The sequence below is a fragment of the Limnohabitans sp. Rim47 genome (genome assembly GCF_001517545.1).
GTDB lineage: Bacteria > Pseudomonadota > Gammaproteobacteria > Burkholderiales > Burkholderiaceae_C > Limnohabitans_A.
The window spans coordinates 517835-531954 of record NZ_FBYA01000001.1 but is presented as its reverse complement, the minus strand read 5'-3'; the positions used below and the strand labels follow the sequence as shown (position 1 = coordinate 531954).

The 14120-nt window shown below is 62.3% G+C and carries 7 protein-coding genes; 1 reads left to right on the top strand and 6 read right to left on the bottom strand.

Annotated elements, in window-relative coordinates; genetic code table 11:
- Positions 1-46: 46 nt before the first annotated feature.
- The 3 genes from pnp to BN3544_RS02350 all read right to left on the bottom strand — a co-directional run bounded on the left by pnp (position 47) and on the right by BN3544_RS02350 (position 4201).
- Positions 47-2152, bottom strand: a complete 2106-nt coding sequence (gene pnp / locus BN3544_RS02365; protein ID WP_026036404.1) for a polyribonucleotide nucleotidyltransferase — start codon at positions 2150-2152, stop codon at positions 47-49.
- A 209-nt stretch (positions 2153-2361) separates the two neighbouring features.
- Positions 2362-2628, bottom strand: a complete 267-nt coding sequence (rpsO, locus tag BN3544_RS02360) for a 30S ribosomal protein S15 (RefSeq protein WP_019428565.1) — start codon at positions 2626-2628, stop codon at positions 2362-2364.
- 379 nt (positions 2629-3007) lie between these two features.
- A complete protein-coding gene (locus BN3544_RS02350) occupies positions 3008-4201 on the bottom strand; it encodes a pyridoxal phosphate-dependent aminotransferase (protein WP_019428563.1) in 1194 nt (397 codons plus the stop codon).
- A 101-nt stretch (positions 4202-4302) separates the two neighbouring features.
- Between BN3544_RS02350 and BN3544_RS02345 the strand changes: the two genes are divergently transcribed.
- Entirely contained in the window at positions 4303-4575 is a 273-nt protein-coding gene (locus BN3544_RS02345) for a hypothetical protein (RefSeq protein ID WP_019428562.1), read from the top strand.
- Positions 4576-4630: 55 nt separating this feature from the next.
- On the opposite strand, the gene recD is transcribed toward BN3544_RS02345, so the two are convergent.
- Genes recD through recC form a run of 3 tightly spaced genes read right to left on the bottom strand, consistent with a single transcriptional unit; the run spans position 4631 to position 13979 of the window.
- Positions 4631-6754, bottom strand: coding sequence for an exodeoxyribonuclease V subunit alpha (recD, locus tag BN3544_RS02340; protein ID WP_019428561.1), 2124 nt, complete (start codon positions 6752-6754; stop codon positions 4631-4633).
- Positions 6751-10452 carry an exodeoxyribonuclease V subunit beta gene (gene recB / locus BN3544_RS02335; protein ID WP_019428560.1) on the bottom strand — a complete coding sequence of 1234 codons (3702 nt, stop codon included), beginning with the start codon at positions 10450-10452 and terminating at the stop codon, positions 6751-6753. The genes recD and recB overlap by 4 nt, the downstream gene beginning before the upstream one ends.
- Complete coding sequence (recC, locus tag BN3544_RS02330; RefSeq protein WP_036074692.1) at positions 10449-13979, bottom strand: exodeoxyribonuclease V subunit gamma; 3531 nt, start codon at positions 13977-13979, stop codon at positions 10449-10451. Before recC ends, recB begins: the two co-directional genes overlap by 4 nt.
- Between the last annotated feature and the right edge of the window lie 141 nt (positions 13980-14120).

Below are 14120 nucleotides of genomic sequence, written 5' to 3'. Positions count from 1 at the left end.
ACACCACGGACTCGGGTGATCGTTGACCACCCGAAGTACCCAGGATTTAGCCCTGAGCTGGACGGTCCAACAAGGCCTTCATCGACAACTTGATGCGGCCTTTTTCATCGGTTTCCATGACCTTGACTTTGACAATCTGGCCTTCGCTCAGGTAGTCGGTCACTTTTTCGACTCGCTCGTGCGCGATCTGGCTGATGTGCAACAAACCGTCTTTGCCAGGCAGCAAGTTGATCAGAGCACCGAAGTCCAAAATTTTGGTCACTGGGCCTTCGTAAACCTTGCCGATTTCGACTTCAGCAGTGATCTGCTCGATGCGCTTCTTGGCGATTTCGGCCTTGTCGCCATCGGTTGCCGCGATGGTGATCGTGCCGTCTTCAGAGATGTTGATCTGGCAACCTGTTTCTTCGGTCAGCGCACGGATGGTCGAGCCACCTTTGCCGATCACGTCACGAATTTTCTCGGGATTGATCTTCATGGTGAAGAGCTTGGGCGCAAAGTCAGACACTGCGGTGTTGGCTTCGCTCATTGCTTCTTGCATTTTGCCCAGAATGTGCATGCGGGCTTCTTTGGCTTGAGCCAAAGCGACTTGCATGATTTCTTTGGTGATGCCCTGGATCTTGATGTCCATCTGCAAAGCGGTGATGCCGTTGGTGGTACCGGCCACTTTGAAATCCATGTCACCCAGGTGGTCTTCGTCACCCAAGATGTCGGTCAACACGGCAAAGCGGTTGTCTTCCTTGATCAGGCCCATGGCAATACCGGCCACGTGGGCTTTCATCGGCACACCAGCGTCCATCATCGACAAGCAGCCGCCGCAGACCGAAGCCATGGACGAAGAACCGTTCGATTCGGTGATTTCGGACACCACACGCAGGGTGTAAGGAAATTCTTCTTTGCTTGGCAACACAGCGGCCAGAGCACGCTTGGCCAGACGGCCGTGGCCGATTTCGCGGCGTTTGGTCGAACCCATGCGGCCCACTTCGCCGGTGGCAAAGGGAGGCATGTTGTAGTGGAACATGAAGCGGTCTTCGAACTCACCGGCCAGCGCGTCAATGCGTTGTGCATCGCGCTCGGTGCCCAAAGTGGTGATCACCAAAGCCTGAGTTTCGCCACGTGTAAACAAGGCAGAACCGTGTGTGCGGGGCAGCACGCTGTTACGGATCTCGATGGGACGCACAGTGCGTGTGTCGCGGCCGTCGATGCGGGGCTCACCAGCCAAAATCTGGCTGCGCACGATGCGGGCTTCGATTTCGAACATCAGGCCGTCGAGCTTGACACTGTCGAAGGCCAAGCCCTCTTCTGCCAAAGCCACTTTGACCGAAGCGTAGGCTTCGCGGCAAGCGTGTGTACGGGCTTGTTTGTTGCGAATCTGGTAAGCGGCGCGCAGCTTTTCTTCAGCCAAAGAAGCCAGCTTGGCTTCGAAAGCCAAATCGCGGGCAGGCGCTTGCCAATCCCACACCGGCTTGCCCGCTTCGCGCACCAACTCGTGGATCGCGTTGATGGCAATGGCCGATTGCGCGTGTCCATACACCACACCGCCCAGCATGATTTCTTCGGACAGTTGCTGGGCTTCGGATTCGACCATCAACACAGCCGCTTCGGTGCCCGCCACCACCAAGTCCATCACGCTGTCTTTGCGCTGGGTCTGGCCAGGGTTCAACACGTATTCGCCATTGATGTAACCGACGCGAGCGGCACCAATCGGGCCGTTGAACGGGATGCCCGAGATGGACAAAGCGGCAGACACAGCGATCATCGCGGCGATGTCGGCGTCCACTTCAGGGTTCAAAGACACAGTGTGGATGACCACATGCACGTCGTTGTAGAAACCTTCTGGGAACAAGGGACGAATCGGGCGGTCGATCAGGCGACTGGTGAGGGTTTCGTGCTCGCTGGGCTTGGCTTCACGCTTGAAGAAGCTGCCGGGGATCTTGCCTGCGGCGTAAGTTTTCTCGATGTAATCGACGGTCAGAGGAAAGAAGTCCTGACCGGCTTTGGCGATCTTGGAACCCACCACCGTAGCCAGCACCACAGTGCCTTCCATGTCGAGCAGCACAGCGCCGCCGGCTTGGCGAGCGACTTCGCCCGTTTCCATCTTGACCGTGTGTTGGCCCCATTGGAATGTTTTGGTAACTTTGTTAAAAATAGACATGTTCAGTACTCCTGAAATCAAAAATGCATAAGGCTGCAAGGTGGGCCCGGAAAATGACTTGCTGAACTCGATGCCATTCCACAAAACCTGGGCTTGAAAGCCTTGTGGAATGACACAGCGCGGGTTCGTAAGGACAAATTCCGACTAAAAAAAGAATAAAGCGCCTGAGCTAGTGAACTAACTCAGGCGCTTTTCATCTGGAGAGACGATTACTTACGCAGGCCAAGCTTGGCGATCAACGCAACGTAACGGTCAGCATCACGGGACTTGAGGTAGTCCAGCAGCTTGCGGCGACGGCTCACCATGCGCAGCAGACCGCGACGACCGTGATGGTCTTTGGCGTGTGTTTTGAAGTGAGGTGTCAGCTCGTTGATACGGGCTGTGAGCAAAGCCACTTGGACTTCAGGGGACCCAGTGTCGTTGGCTGCACGTGCATTGGCTTTAACGACCTCTGCCTTGATTGAAGATGCAATCATGGTATTTCCTTGTTGTTTCGCTGTCGTTCAGTGACGAATTTCAGCGGGTGAATGACTTGCGCCAACTGCCGGAAAAGCGGCTGGCGTGCGCTTTGCAAATCGCAAAACAGGCGGATTATAGACCGAAAGCGGCTACTTTCACGGCCTTCAGCCCGGCTCGGAGTCGGTTCAGCACTGCTTTGCTGGCGACAAAATGGGAATCTATCCGCCGTTCAAAGTCATGGATACCCGCGTTCGCGGGCATGACAGCATGATTGAGGGCCACCTTATTCAAGGGCATGGATACCCGCGTTCGCGGGCATGACAGCAGCAGTTGGGGTCACAGCAATTGGGGTCAGATCCCAATCAACAATTGGCAACAATTGGGGTCAGATCCCAATTAATTTTTGGCCAGCCAATTTTTGAGCCGATCCACGCCTTGAACCAAGCGGTCCAGGTCTTTGGACGCAAAGCACCAGCGCAGCCAGCCTGCTGCTTCGGGTGCAAAGGCCTCACCGGGGGCCAAGCCCAAACCGGCCTCGGCCACCAAGCGCTTGGCTGTGGCCAATGAGTCGGGATGCCCTTCCAGCTTGAAGAAAGCGTACATGCCGCCCCTGGCCGGCACCACTTGGACGCCCGGCACGGTTTGCAACAGCGGCACCAGCGTGTCGCGGCAGGCTTTGAGGTGCGCCACCACACGGGGCGTGATGTCGCCGGTGTTTTGTAAGGCAACCACCCCGGCGCGCTGGGTAAAGACCGAAGCACACGAGGTGTTGAACTCGATCAATTTGCCCATGTGAGGGGTCATGGCCGCAGGCATGACCAGCCAGCCCAGACGCCAGCCGGTCATCAAAAAACTCTTGGAAAAGCTGTGCACCACGACCAGGCGGTCATCGGGCTCAGACACATCCAGAAATGAAGGCGCGCAGCCGTTGGCGGTGTCGGTTTCGTAATACAAGCGCTCGTACACCTCATCGGCCAGCACCCAAGTGCCGGTGCTGCGGCAGTGCGCCAAGATTTCGGCCTGCTCGGCACGGCTGAGCGTCCAGCCTGTCGGGTTGTTGGGCGAATTGACAATCAACATTCGCGTGACGGGTGTGATTGCGGCTTTGAGCGCGGCCATGTCCAGCTGCCACTGGCCATTGAGCGGCCTCAGAGACACGCACTTCAAATTAGCCCCCATGACCAAGGCCTGCGCCGTGAGGTTGGGCCAGACGGGCGTGACCGCAACCACCTCGTCGCCGGCATCCACCAACGCCTGTGCGGCCAGCATCAGGGCATTCACGCCCCCTGAGGTGATGGCCAGCCGGTCCACGCCTATCGCTTGAGTTTGACCATGCAGAGCCGACATGTAATCTGACACTGCCTGGCGCAGCTCGGGCAGGCCCAGGTTGTGCGAATAAAAGGTTTCGCCTTTTTGCATCGAATCGATGGCCGCCTGGCGCACGATGTCGGGCGTGACCTCGTCGGATTCGCCAAACCAGAATGCCATCACATCGGGCCGGCCCATACCCGCATTGGCAACTTCACGGATGCGAGACTCTTCAAGGTCCATGACCGCTTGGCGCATGAAAGGAGTGGTGTTGGGGTTCATGCCGCCATCCTAACGGCGGAACTGACCTCCAGGTGTCACCCCTTGCACAAGCGCTGCACTTGCCTATGATGGACCGCATAACAACAGACAGGGAGACCGACATGCTCACACGGCATTTGCCTTTGATGATTTTCTACGTGTTATCGGGGCTGTGTTTGCTGACCTTGTCGCCGGCCTGCGTGGCGGCAGACAACTTCACAGCCATCACCTCCGCCAGCACCGCCAACAAGCCCGCCAAGGCCAAAAAATCCAAAGCCCCTAAACCACCCAGCAGCCCCGGCAGCGGTGAAAGCCAGGCCGACCGCGACAAACGCCTTTTGCGCGAATGCCGTGGCAAAGCCAATGCCGGGGCGTGCGAAGGTTTTGCGAACTGATGCTTCGCCCCTGCCCAAGTGCATGCGGCCATTCAAGAGCGCACCCGCGCTTCGTTCAGCCCCCGGCCCACCGCTGCGCCAAACCACTGGCCCGCACACTGGGGCGCTGAACAGCCGCTTCCAGCAAACCCGCCTCGGCCTCGATCAGGGTGAACTGCTCGCGCGCGCGGGTAATGCCGGTGTAGACCAGCTCACGGCTGAGCACTTCGCCACCACCAGGTGGCAACACCAATGCGGTGTGCTCGAACTCTGAGCCTTGGCTCTTGTGCACCGTCATGACGAACGCCGTTTCGACCTGCGCCAAGCGCATCACGCTGACCGAGCGCAAGGCTTGGCCATCGAGAAACCACACCTTGTGCTTGCCCTCTAAATTGGGCAGCACCAAGCCCACATCGCCGTTGAAGACGCCCAGCTGTGCATCGTTGCGCGTGACCATGACAGGGCGCCCCGCAAACCACTCCCCTGTGATTTTGAGCAGACCTTGGCCGGCCAGCGCCTTTTGCACCGCGGCATTGAGACCTTGGGTGCCCCAGTCGCCTTGGTGCACCGCGCACAAAATGCGAAACCGCTCGAACGCCATGAGCACGCTGGACACCCAAGCGGCGTGCGTTTCAGCATCCTGCCCTGCCGGGCCCGGTTGCATAAGACGCAGGTAGTCGGCGTAGGACGGCTTGCCTGATGCGCCAAGGGCCAGGTCGCATACAGCTTGAGGGGTAGTGGGTTGCAATGCAAGCAGCGCGCCGGGTTGGCTAGGGTTGGCGTCTTCGGCAAGCATTCGTGCGAGGGCGGTAAATCCCACAAAAGAAGCCGGCAACACAGCGCGGGCCGCCACGGCATCACCCCGGTTGACGGCCAGCGCCAACTGCCCAATGGCGCCCTTGAAGCGGCGGCTTTGGCGCAGCATCACCGTCTGCTGGGCCAGCACGGGCACGGCACCCACGGCCCGGCATGACGCGGGCAAAGTCTGCCCTGCCACGGCCTGCGCAAACTCTGCGGTGCCCGCGCTGTAGCGGCCTGCGGCGGCGTCGCGGCACAGCTCCCCCAACACCGCACCGGCTTCGACCGAGGCCAGTTGGTCCTTGTCACCCAGCAGCACCAGCCGCGCCGTGGCGGGCAAGGCTTGCAGCAAAGCGTCCATCATCTCCAGATGCACCATCGAGGCTTCGTCCACGATCAACACATCCACATCGAGCGGCTGAGCGGCATGGTGTTTGAACTCGCGCGTGTCGGGCCGCGCCCCCAACAGCGCATGCAAGGTGCGTGCTGGCCCCATGCGGGCGATCAAGGCACCCAAGTCCAGCCCGCTGTCGGCAGGCACTTGCGCTTGCAGGCCCGTCAGCGCGTGGTCAATCGATTGCTTCAAACGCGCAGCCGCCTTGCCTGTGGGCGCAGCCAGCGCCACACGCAAAGGGCTTTCGCCCACGTGCAAGGCCAGCAGCAAAGCCAATAAACGTGCGGCGGTGTAAGTCTTGCCCGTGCCCGGCCCGCCGGTGATCACCGACAAACGCGCTCGCAGCGCCACTGCGCAAGCGAGCTTTTGCCAATCGGTCTCGGCAAGGGCCTCGGTGTTGGGCGCAAAAAAACGGTCCAGCCACTCGCGTGCGGTCACCTCAGGCACCGCCAAGGCTTCGCTGGCCCGCTGCAGCAGACCTTGGCCCACACGCTTTTCATAGCCCGCATAACGGCGCAGGTACAAAAGCGGCGCTGTGGCGCTGCCGCCCCACACCAGCGGCTGGCCTTGGTCGGGCATGTCGTTGTGGCGCACACTCGCATGGCCTGGTGGCCCTTGCAAAGCCGCTTGCCAGTCGGCCAGCGTGCCGGGCAAATGCGCCCACAGCGCACGCAGGCCTTGCGGCCCATCCACCGCCGCCGCAGGCCAGCCCAACAGGGTCACAGGTGGGGCGCACAGATCGGTCACTGGCAAACAGGTGTGGCCACGACCTTCCATTTGAGCCAACAACGCCGCCGCCACCAACAACGCGGGATGGGCGTGTGCATCCAAACGCAGCAACTGCCCCGCCAAAGCACTGTCGATGTGGCGCAACAGACCTTGCTCGGTCCAGCGCTGCAAACACGCCATGACGTGCGCTGCACTCAGGCCTTGGGTCGGCACATCGTTGAGCCAATCCATTTGCCCCATGGGCACAGCGGCCACGCGAGATTTTTTGTGCAAGCTCATGCCTTGTCCTCCGTGTTCAGCATGGCGTCCAGGCCCTCCAGCAGCGCCACAGGCGCAGGCAATGTGCAACAGCCTCCAGCAGGCCCGTCAATGCCGCGCAAAAACAGATACACCGCCCCCCCCAGTTGCTTCGCCGGGTCATAGGCCTGACCCAAACGGGCTCGCAACAAACGGTGCAAAGCCAGCATGTACAACGCGGCTTGCACTTCGTAGCGGTGGTGGGCCATGGCTTGGGCCAGTGCCTGCGTCGTGTAGGCCGCATCGTCTGCGCCCAAGTGGTTGGATTTGTAGTCGAGCACCCAGTAGCGGCCTTCGTGCTCGAACACCAGATCGGCAAAACCCATCAACATGCCGTGCAGCTGTGCATCGGGCAACTGCGGACGGCTCACGCCAGGCAGCAGGTGTTGCTGACACAGGGCATCCACCTCACGCGCATGCAGGCGCTGGGCAGGCAGCCAAAACTCCATCTCAGGCAACAAAGCCCCTAGCGCTTGGAGCGGTGCGTGGGGTCCGCGCAAAGGCTGTGTCACCACACGCCTGAGCCACTGCACCACATCGTCGGCCTGGGCCTTGTAGCCTGCGCGTTCGCTGCGCAGTTTCAGCCGTTCGGCCTTTGGCGCGTCGATGGCAAAGTGCTCGGTGGCCAACCATTCGAGCTGGTCGTGCAAAAAATTGCCCGCGCTGGGGCCTTTGGCAAAGGTGTGCCAAGCCGCCTGTGTGCGCTGGTTGGGGGTTGTATCCAGGCCTGTGGCCAGGGCTGCGGCGGGTGGCCATATGGGCGTGTCTTCGGGTGGCTCGTCATCGGCGGCACGCGGGCTGGCCATGTGCATGCCCATTGGCGCCAAAGGCTGCGAAGACAAGTCACGAGTCAAACGCGAGAAGCTGGCGATGGTCCACGACTTGTCGATCGCGGCTGTGCAGCGCAGGGCTGGGCGCAATGCGATGTTGTGGGCGGGCCGCTGCCAGACCGTCAGCGGCACCGTTTCAGGGGCTGCGGCCAGGTGCACCGACAAGCTGTTGCCATGCGCGTCGCTCTGCAAACTTTGCAAGGCGCTCAACCATTGGGCCGCGTCCCAGTCGGCAGCGCCGCCCAGCAAATGGCCTGCAGCGCTGTGGTGGTTGACACCGCTTTTGCCTGCCCCGCGCGTGACGGGGCTCCAGCCCACCCACAGCGCATGGCGTGCCCGCGTGAGCGCCACGTACCACAGACGCAAGTCTTCGCGCAGGCGATCGCGGTCGGCCAGCTCGGTGTCTTCTTTGTCAAAGGCCAGTGTCCAATGGCGCTCGCCATGCCCGTCATCGCGTTGCAGCACCGGGGTTTTGTGCGCCTCCATCATGCGGTGGCTGTGCGCAAAGGGCAGGCACACCACCGGGTACTCCAGGCCCTTGCTGGCGTGGATGGTGATGACCTTGACCAGGTCTTCATCGCTCTCCAGCCGCACGGTTTGTTCTTCGCTGTCGCCCACACTGCCCGAGCTCGCCTCGTCGATCTGCTGGCTCAGCCAACGGATCAGCGCCTGCTCGCCGGCTTGCTGGCTGCTGGCGGTTTGCAACAGCTCGGCCAAGTGCAGCACATTGGTCAGGCGGCGTTCGCCATCGGGCTGGCCGCGCCAGCGCCCGGCCAGCTGCAGCAGATGCAGCGACTGGCGCAGCATGGCCAGCACCCCCTGCCCTTGCCAAACCCCGCGCAAATCGCGCATCTGTTCGGCACGCTGGTCCAACAGCTCGTCTTGGGTGGCCAAAGCATGCAACTCGGTCAGCGACAAGCCCATGGTGCGCGTGCCCAATGCGGCCCGCACGCGGCGCATGTCTTGTGGCTCGGCCACGCCGCCAAGCCACAGGCACAGGTCTTGCGCTTCGTCGCTGGAAAACACCGAGTCGCGGTCTGACAAATACACCGAGGCCACCCCCCGCGCACGCAAAGCGTCGCGCACAGCGGCGGCTTCTTTGCCGGTGCGCACCAGCACCGCAATGTCTTGGGGTTGCAGCGCTTTGTCGCCTTCGCGGGTGTGTGCAAAACGCGCTTGCGGATCACTCAGCCAAGCCACGATTTGCTCGGCGCACAGAGCCGACAGGTGCGTCTGCGCATCGCGCTGGCTGCGCAGCGTGCTGCCATGCACCACCGTCATGGCCTTCACCTCGCCGTGCTGGGTGGTGAACACTTCGCTGCGGCCCTTGGCTTCAACTGGCTGAAAGGGCAAGGGGTCTTCAACGCCCTGACGGTAACCAAAAGCGTCTGGCGTGATCTGAAACCAGCGGTTGACCACATCGACCACGGCCTGAGTAGACCGGTAATTGGTGCCCAACACATGGTGGCGGCCTGCGGTGGCTTGGCGTGCGGCCAAATAGCTGAAGATGTCGGCCCCGCGAAAGCCATAGATCGATTGTTTGGGATCGCCGATCAAAAGCAGCGCCGTGTCTTGCCGGTGCTCTGAGGTGCGGTAGATGCGGTCAAAGATGCGGAACTGCAAAGGCGATGTGTCTTGAAACTCGTCGATCATCGCCACCGGAAACTGCTCGCGCAGCCGCTGCGCCAAACGTTCGCCCGAATCGGGCTCGGCCAGCGCCACGTCCAGGCGCTGCAACATATCGGCAAAGCCAAACAAACCGCTGCGGCGCTTGAGCTCGGCCATGCGTTGCAACACATGCGTGCGGGCGTGTAACCTGGCCGCTTGTGCCGGCTCTGGCAAGGCCTGCAAAGCGGTTTGCAAATCGGCAAAGGCCTGCGACTCGGGCGGCAAGTCCACCGGTGCTTCGCCGGGTTTGCGGCATTCAAGCAGGCCTTCGGGCGTGAAGCGGGTCCAGCCTGTCTTCATGTCCTCTTGCAATACCTTGGGATCGTCTGCGCTTTGTGCCCAGGCTTTGAGCACAGCCAACCATTCGGCGCATTTTTTGTAACTCAGCTTGCGGCCATCCCAGCTCGTCTTGTGCTGCTCCAGCTGCGCCTCGATCCAACCGAGCAAGTGGTCGGCTTTTTCAACCCAGCCTGGCTTGAGCGCTGCCAGTTGTGCCTCGCGCTCGGCCAGCGCATGGCCAAACACCTGCGCCAGCGTGCCGGGTGCGGCGCTGGGCAGGTTCACCGCCATCAAGGCCCGCATGTCTTTGTCGAGTGCGGGCACATTGCGCCAAACGCGCTGCACCTGCGCCACCAAGGGGGGGGCCATGGGGTAGAGCTGTTGCCGCCAGTAGTCCTGCACCGCTTCGAGGCGCAGCGCGGCTTCGTCACCGACCAGCTTTTCTTCAAACAGGCTGCCGCTGTCAAAGGCGTGTTCGCGCAGCATGCGCTGGCACCAGGCATCGATGGTGTAGACCGCCGCATCGTCCATGGCCTGCGCGGCCAGCGCCAAGCGATACGCTGCTTGTTGGCGAGGCTCGCCTTCGGAGTATTCGCTTTGGAGTTGCTTCAGAAAAGCGTCGTCGGTTTCGGCAATGCCGCGGAAAACCTGGGCCGCTTCGGTCAAGCGTGCGCGGATGCGGTCTGACAACTCGCGGGTGGCGGCGCGGGTGAAGGTCATCACCAACACGTCTTGCGGCAGCATGGGGCGCACGGGTGCGGTCGCCGCATCGCCATGACCCAGCACCAAGCGCACATACAGCGCGGCAATCGTCCAGGTTTTGCCCGTGCCTGCGCTCGCCTCGATCAGGTGGCTACCACGCAGCGGAAAGCTGTGGGGGTTGAGGGCGTGTGCGGTGCTCATGCGTCTTCCCCTTCGTCGTCTCCAGACGCATCGGGCAATGGCTCGACCTGCGCTTGCGCGGCCCAAGCTTTGAGCGGTGCGTACACCGCCTCGGCCAAGCGCCCCAGAGCCTGCGTGGCCAGCAAATCGGCCAGGGTGGGGTAGGTGCGGGCCAGGGCCGGGTCTTTGTCTTTTTCTGCGCTTTTGAAGCCGCTGCCTTCGTAGGCATCGGCCAGAGCATGGCCGTTTTCAGGGTCTTTGAGCCACTGCAAAGCCACGCCGGGCGGCAAGGGCAGCGGCCAGCGCATGCCTTCGGCCCAAGTGGCCAGCAGCACCTGCAATTGGGCGCGTGCAGCATCGGGCGATGGCGGGGGCACACGCAACACGGCATTGCGGCCCACCACCACACAGCGCAATGGCTGGTCCATGGCGGCAGCGGCCAGCGACTGCAGCCAAATGTCGATGAGTTTGTCGGGCTTGGCCACAGGTGTCTTGGATTGGAGGTCGGCCACCTCGTTGGCACGCAAGCTCAAGCGCATCGGCCCGCCCTCGCCCACCAGCACGCCGCCCAAGGCGTCTTGCAAAGCCACCTGCGGGTGCGACAAATCGACCAGCACGCGCTCGGCCGCATCGGGGCATGTCTGGCGCTCACGCAGGGCTGCGGCCAACTGGGTTTGCAACAGATAGGTGAGCTTTTGCGCTTCGAGCGTGCCCACACCCGCCAGCGGCAAGGCCCCGGCTTGGCGCAGACGCTGCACCACACGCGCGGCGTGGGCGGGCAATGCGTCTGCGCTCAGGTCGGCGGGCACATGTTGCAGTTCGTGGTCGAGCAGTTGGTACAGGTCCAGCCCACCCAAGCCAAACAGTTCTTCGTCATGCAACTCGCTGCGTTCAAGGTCCAACTGCACCTGCAGCCGTTCACGAAAAAACGCGCCCACCGGTTTTCGCAAAAAGCGTGCAAGCTGCGCCAAAGTGATGACCGGCGCCTGATCGTTGGCCGCCATGAGCGGTGGCAACAGCGCAAGGGCCATCGATGGACTGCCCGCCTGCGTGGCCCCATCGCCACGCTGAACGTCTTGCGCGGCCCGCCATTCTTTGGCATAGGTCTGCAAGGCACTGCCTTCTTCAAAGTAAGCGCGGCCAAAAGGTTGCAGCGGGTATTCGGTGGTTCGGCTTTGCGCAGTGCCTTTGCCCCACAGCAAATCAATCTCGTCGCGCAACTGCGACACCAGCACCGATGGCGGTTGATGGTTGTTGTTGCGCACGCTGCGGCCGCTCCAGCTCACATACAAAACCTGCCGCGCCGACAGCAGCGCTTCGAGCATGAGTTGGCGGTCGTCGTCGCGGCGCGATCGGTCGCCGGGGCGCGTCATGCCGGGCAGGCCCATCAGGTCAAAGTCGGCACGTGGGCTTCGGCGCGGGTAGTCGCCATCGTTCATGCCCAGCAGGCACACCGCTTTGAAAGGAATGGCCCGCATGGGCATGAGCGTGCAAAACGTCACACCACCGGCCCGAAAGCGCTGCTCCAGCCGGGGTGTTTTCAAGGCTTCGAGCCAAGCTGATCGAGCCACAGCCAGCGGCACCCCCTCGGCAAAGCCCGCATCGTCGCAGGCCCGCACCCAGTCGCTCAAGGCCAGGTCCAGCGCGGCCAGCGCATGGCGGTCGTTGTCGTCACGCGGCTTGAACAAAGCGGTCAACAACGCACGGCCCCGCTCGGCCCACTGCGGGGGCGTGGCGTCTTGCGTGCAGGTTTGCCACCAGTCGATCAGCGCCTGCAACAGGTGGGCCAGCGAGCCGGCCAGCTCGGCATCCAGCCCGCCCACTTCCGGGTAAGGCGACACGCCCGATGCAACGCCATCTGCATCAACAGGGTCGGCCCCGCAGGCATAGCCCATGAGCATGCGCTGCACGCCAAACAGCGCCGAGTTGTCGCCGCCGCACACCCCCAAGCCCATGCCTGCGCGGTGTTCTGCCGACAGCCCCCAGCGGATGCCCGAGCCCGCCATCCAGCGCGTGAGCGTGGGCAGGTTTTCGTCCTTCAGGCCAAAGCGGGCGGCAAGGGCGGGCACTTCGAGCAGCTCGACCAGCTCGCTCATGCGGCTGCGCTGCTGCGGCAGGGCCAGCAACCATTCGACCGCGTGGATCAGCGGGCTGATGGCCTGCGCCCCCAAGTCGGCGATGTCAAACGGGATAAAGCGTGCATCGCTGCGCTTGTACTGGCCAAACACCGCACGGATCGCCGGGGCCATGACCTCGATGTCGGGCACCATCACCACCACATCGCGCGGCGACAAGGGCTGATCGCCCGGCGGTGTGTGAAACCACTGCAACAGCTGGTCGTGCAGCACTTCGAGTTCGCGCACCGGGCTGTGCGCCACGCTGAAGGTGAGCGAGCGGTCATCCTTGCGCAAAGGCTGGGCTGGGGAGCCACCGCTGGACGGCTCCAAGTCGCGGATGCGCCGCTGCAACTGCGCCAGCATCCGCGTGGGGTCTTCGCCGGGCACATCGTCAAAAAAATCCAGACGCGGCCACTGCGTGAGCTGCTGGGCAGCTTGCAAGTCGTCAAAGGCATCGAGCTGGCGGATGAAGTCGCGCCCCTGCCGCCCCCAAGCGGCGAGCAGCGTGGGGGCGTGCAAGTGCATTTGCGCCAAGGGCAATGCGGCCAGCGCCTGACCTCGGTCGGCATGGCGACGGCGCTCGGCCTGCAACCATTCACGCCCATCGATGATGTCGCCCCAGTGGTATTGGCAAGGGTTGGGCACGGCCAGCATGACCTGGCTGTGCGTGGCCAGCGCGGCCAACATCTCCAGCAGTTGCCCCGGCATGTGGCTCATGCCAAACACCGACACGCGCCGCGCCACCGGGCTGGCCAGCGGCTGGCCCGACTGCAAATGCGCCAGCGCCCGCGCATGCAGCGCCGGGCGGGTGGCTTCACGTTGCGATTCATCCAGCGTGGCCAACACACGCCGCCAAAGTTCGGCCTGCCAAAGCTGGTCTTCGCCGAGCTCATCTTGCCCAGCGGACTTGCGCAGCACATTGCGCCCAGCGGCCCAGTCTTGCAGCCAGTCGGGTCGGTAAATTTGGTATTGGTCAAACAAATCGGCCAAGCGGCTGGCCAGTTGCAGCAAGCGGTCGGGCTCTGGGCTTGCATTGGCATTGGCATTGGCGTGGGCACGCAAAAAGCCCGCCACCGGCTGGAACACCGCATCGCTCAGGCAAGCGGGCAAGAGCGCCATCAGCCGCCAAGTCATGGGCAGCTTGTCGAGCGGAGAATCGGGCGGCACATTGTGCGAGCCCAGCACCTGTCGGTAAGTGCGCCACAAAAAGCGTGAAGGCAGTTCCACCCGCGTGGCTGCACACACGCCGCCTTGCCTGGCCAGCTCGATCTTGATCCACTCGGCCATGCCGTTGCTTTGCACCAGCACCACTTCGCTCTCCAGCGGCTGCAAAGGATGCGCACGCAACCAAGCCGTCAAGGTGTCGGCCAGCACCTCAGAGCGGTGGCTGTGCAAGGCGATGAAGCCAGGAGCGATCAAGGAGGTGGTCATGCGGTCAGCGGTCAGGGCATCCACCCTGAAAAACAAGGCGACAAAAGTGCGTGCGAAGCAACAAGAATAGCCGCAAAACCAGCTGGCTAAAGCGCAACAGACGAGCCTGAACGGGATAAAAACAACTGCTTGTTTTTTAGG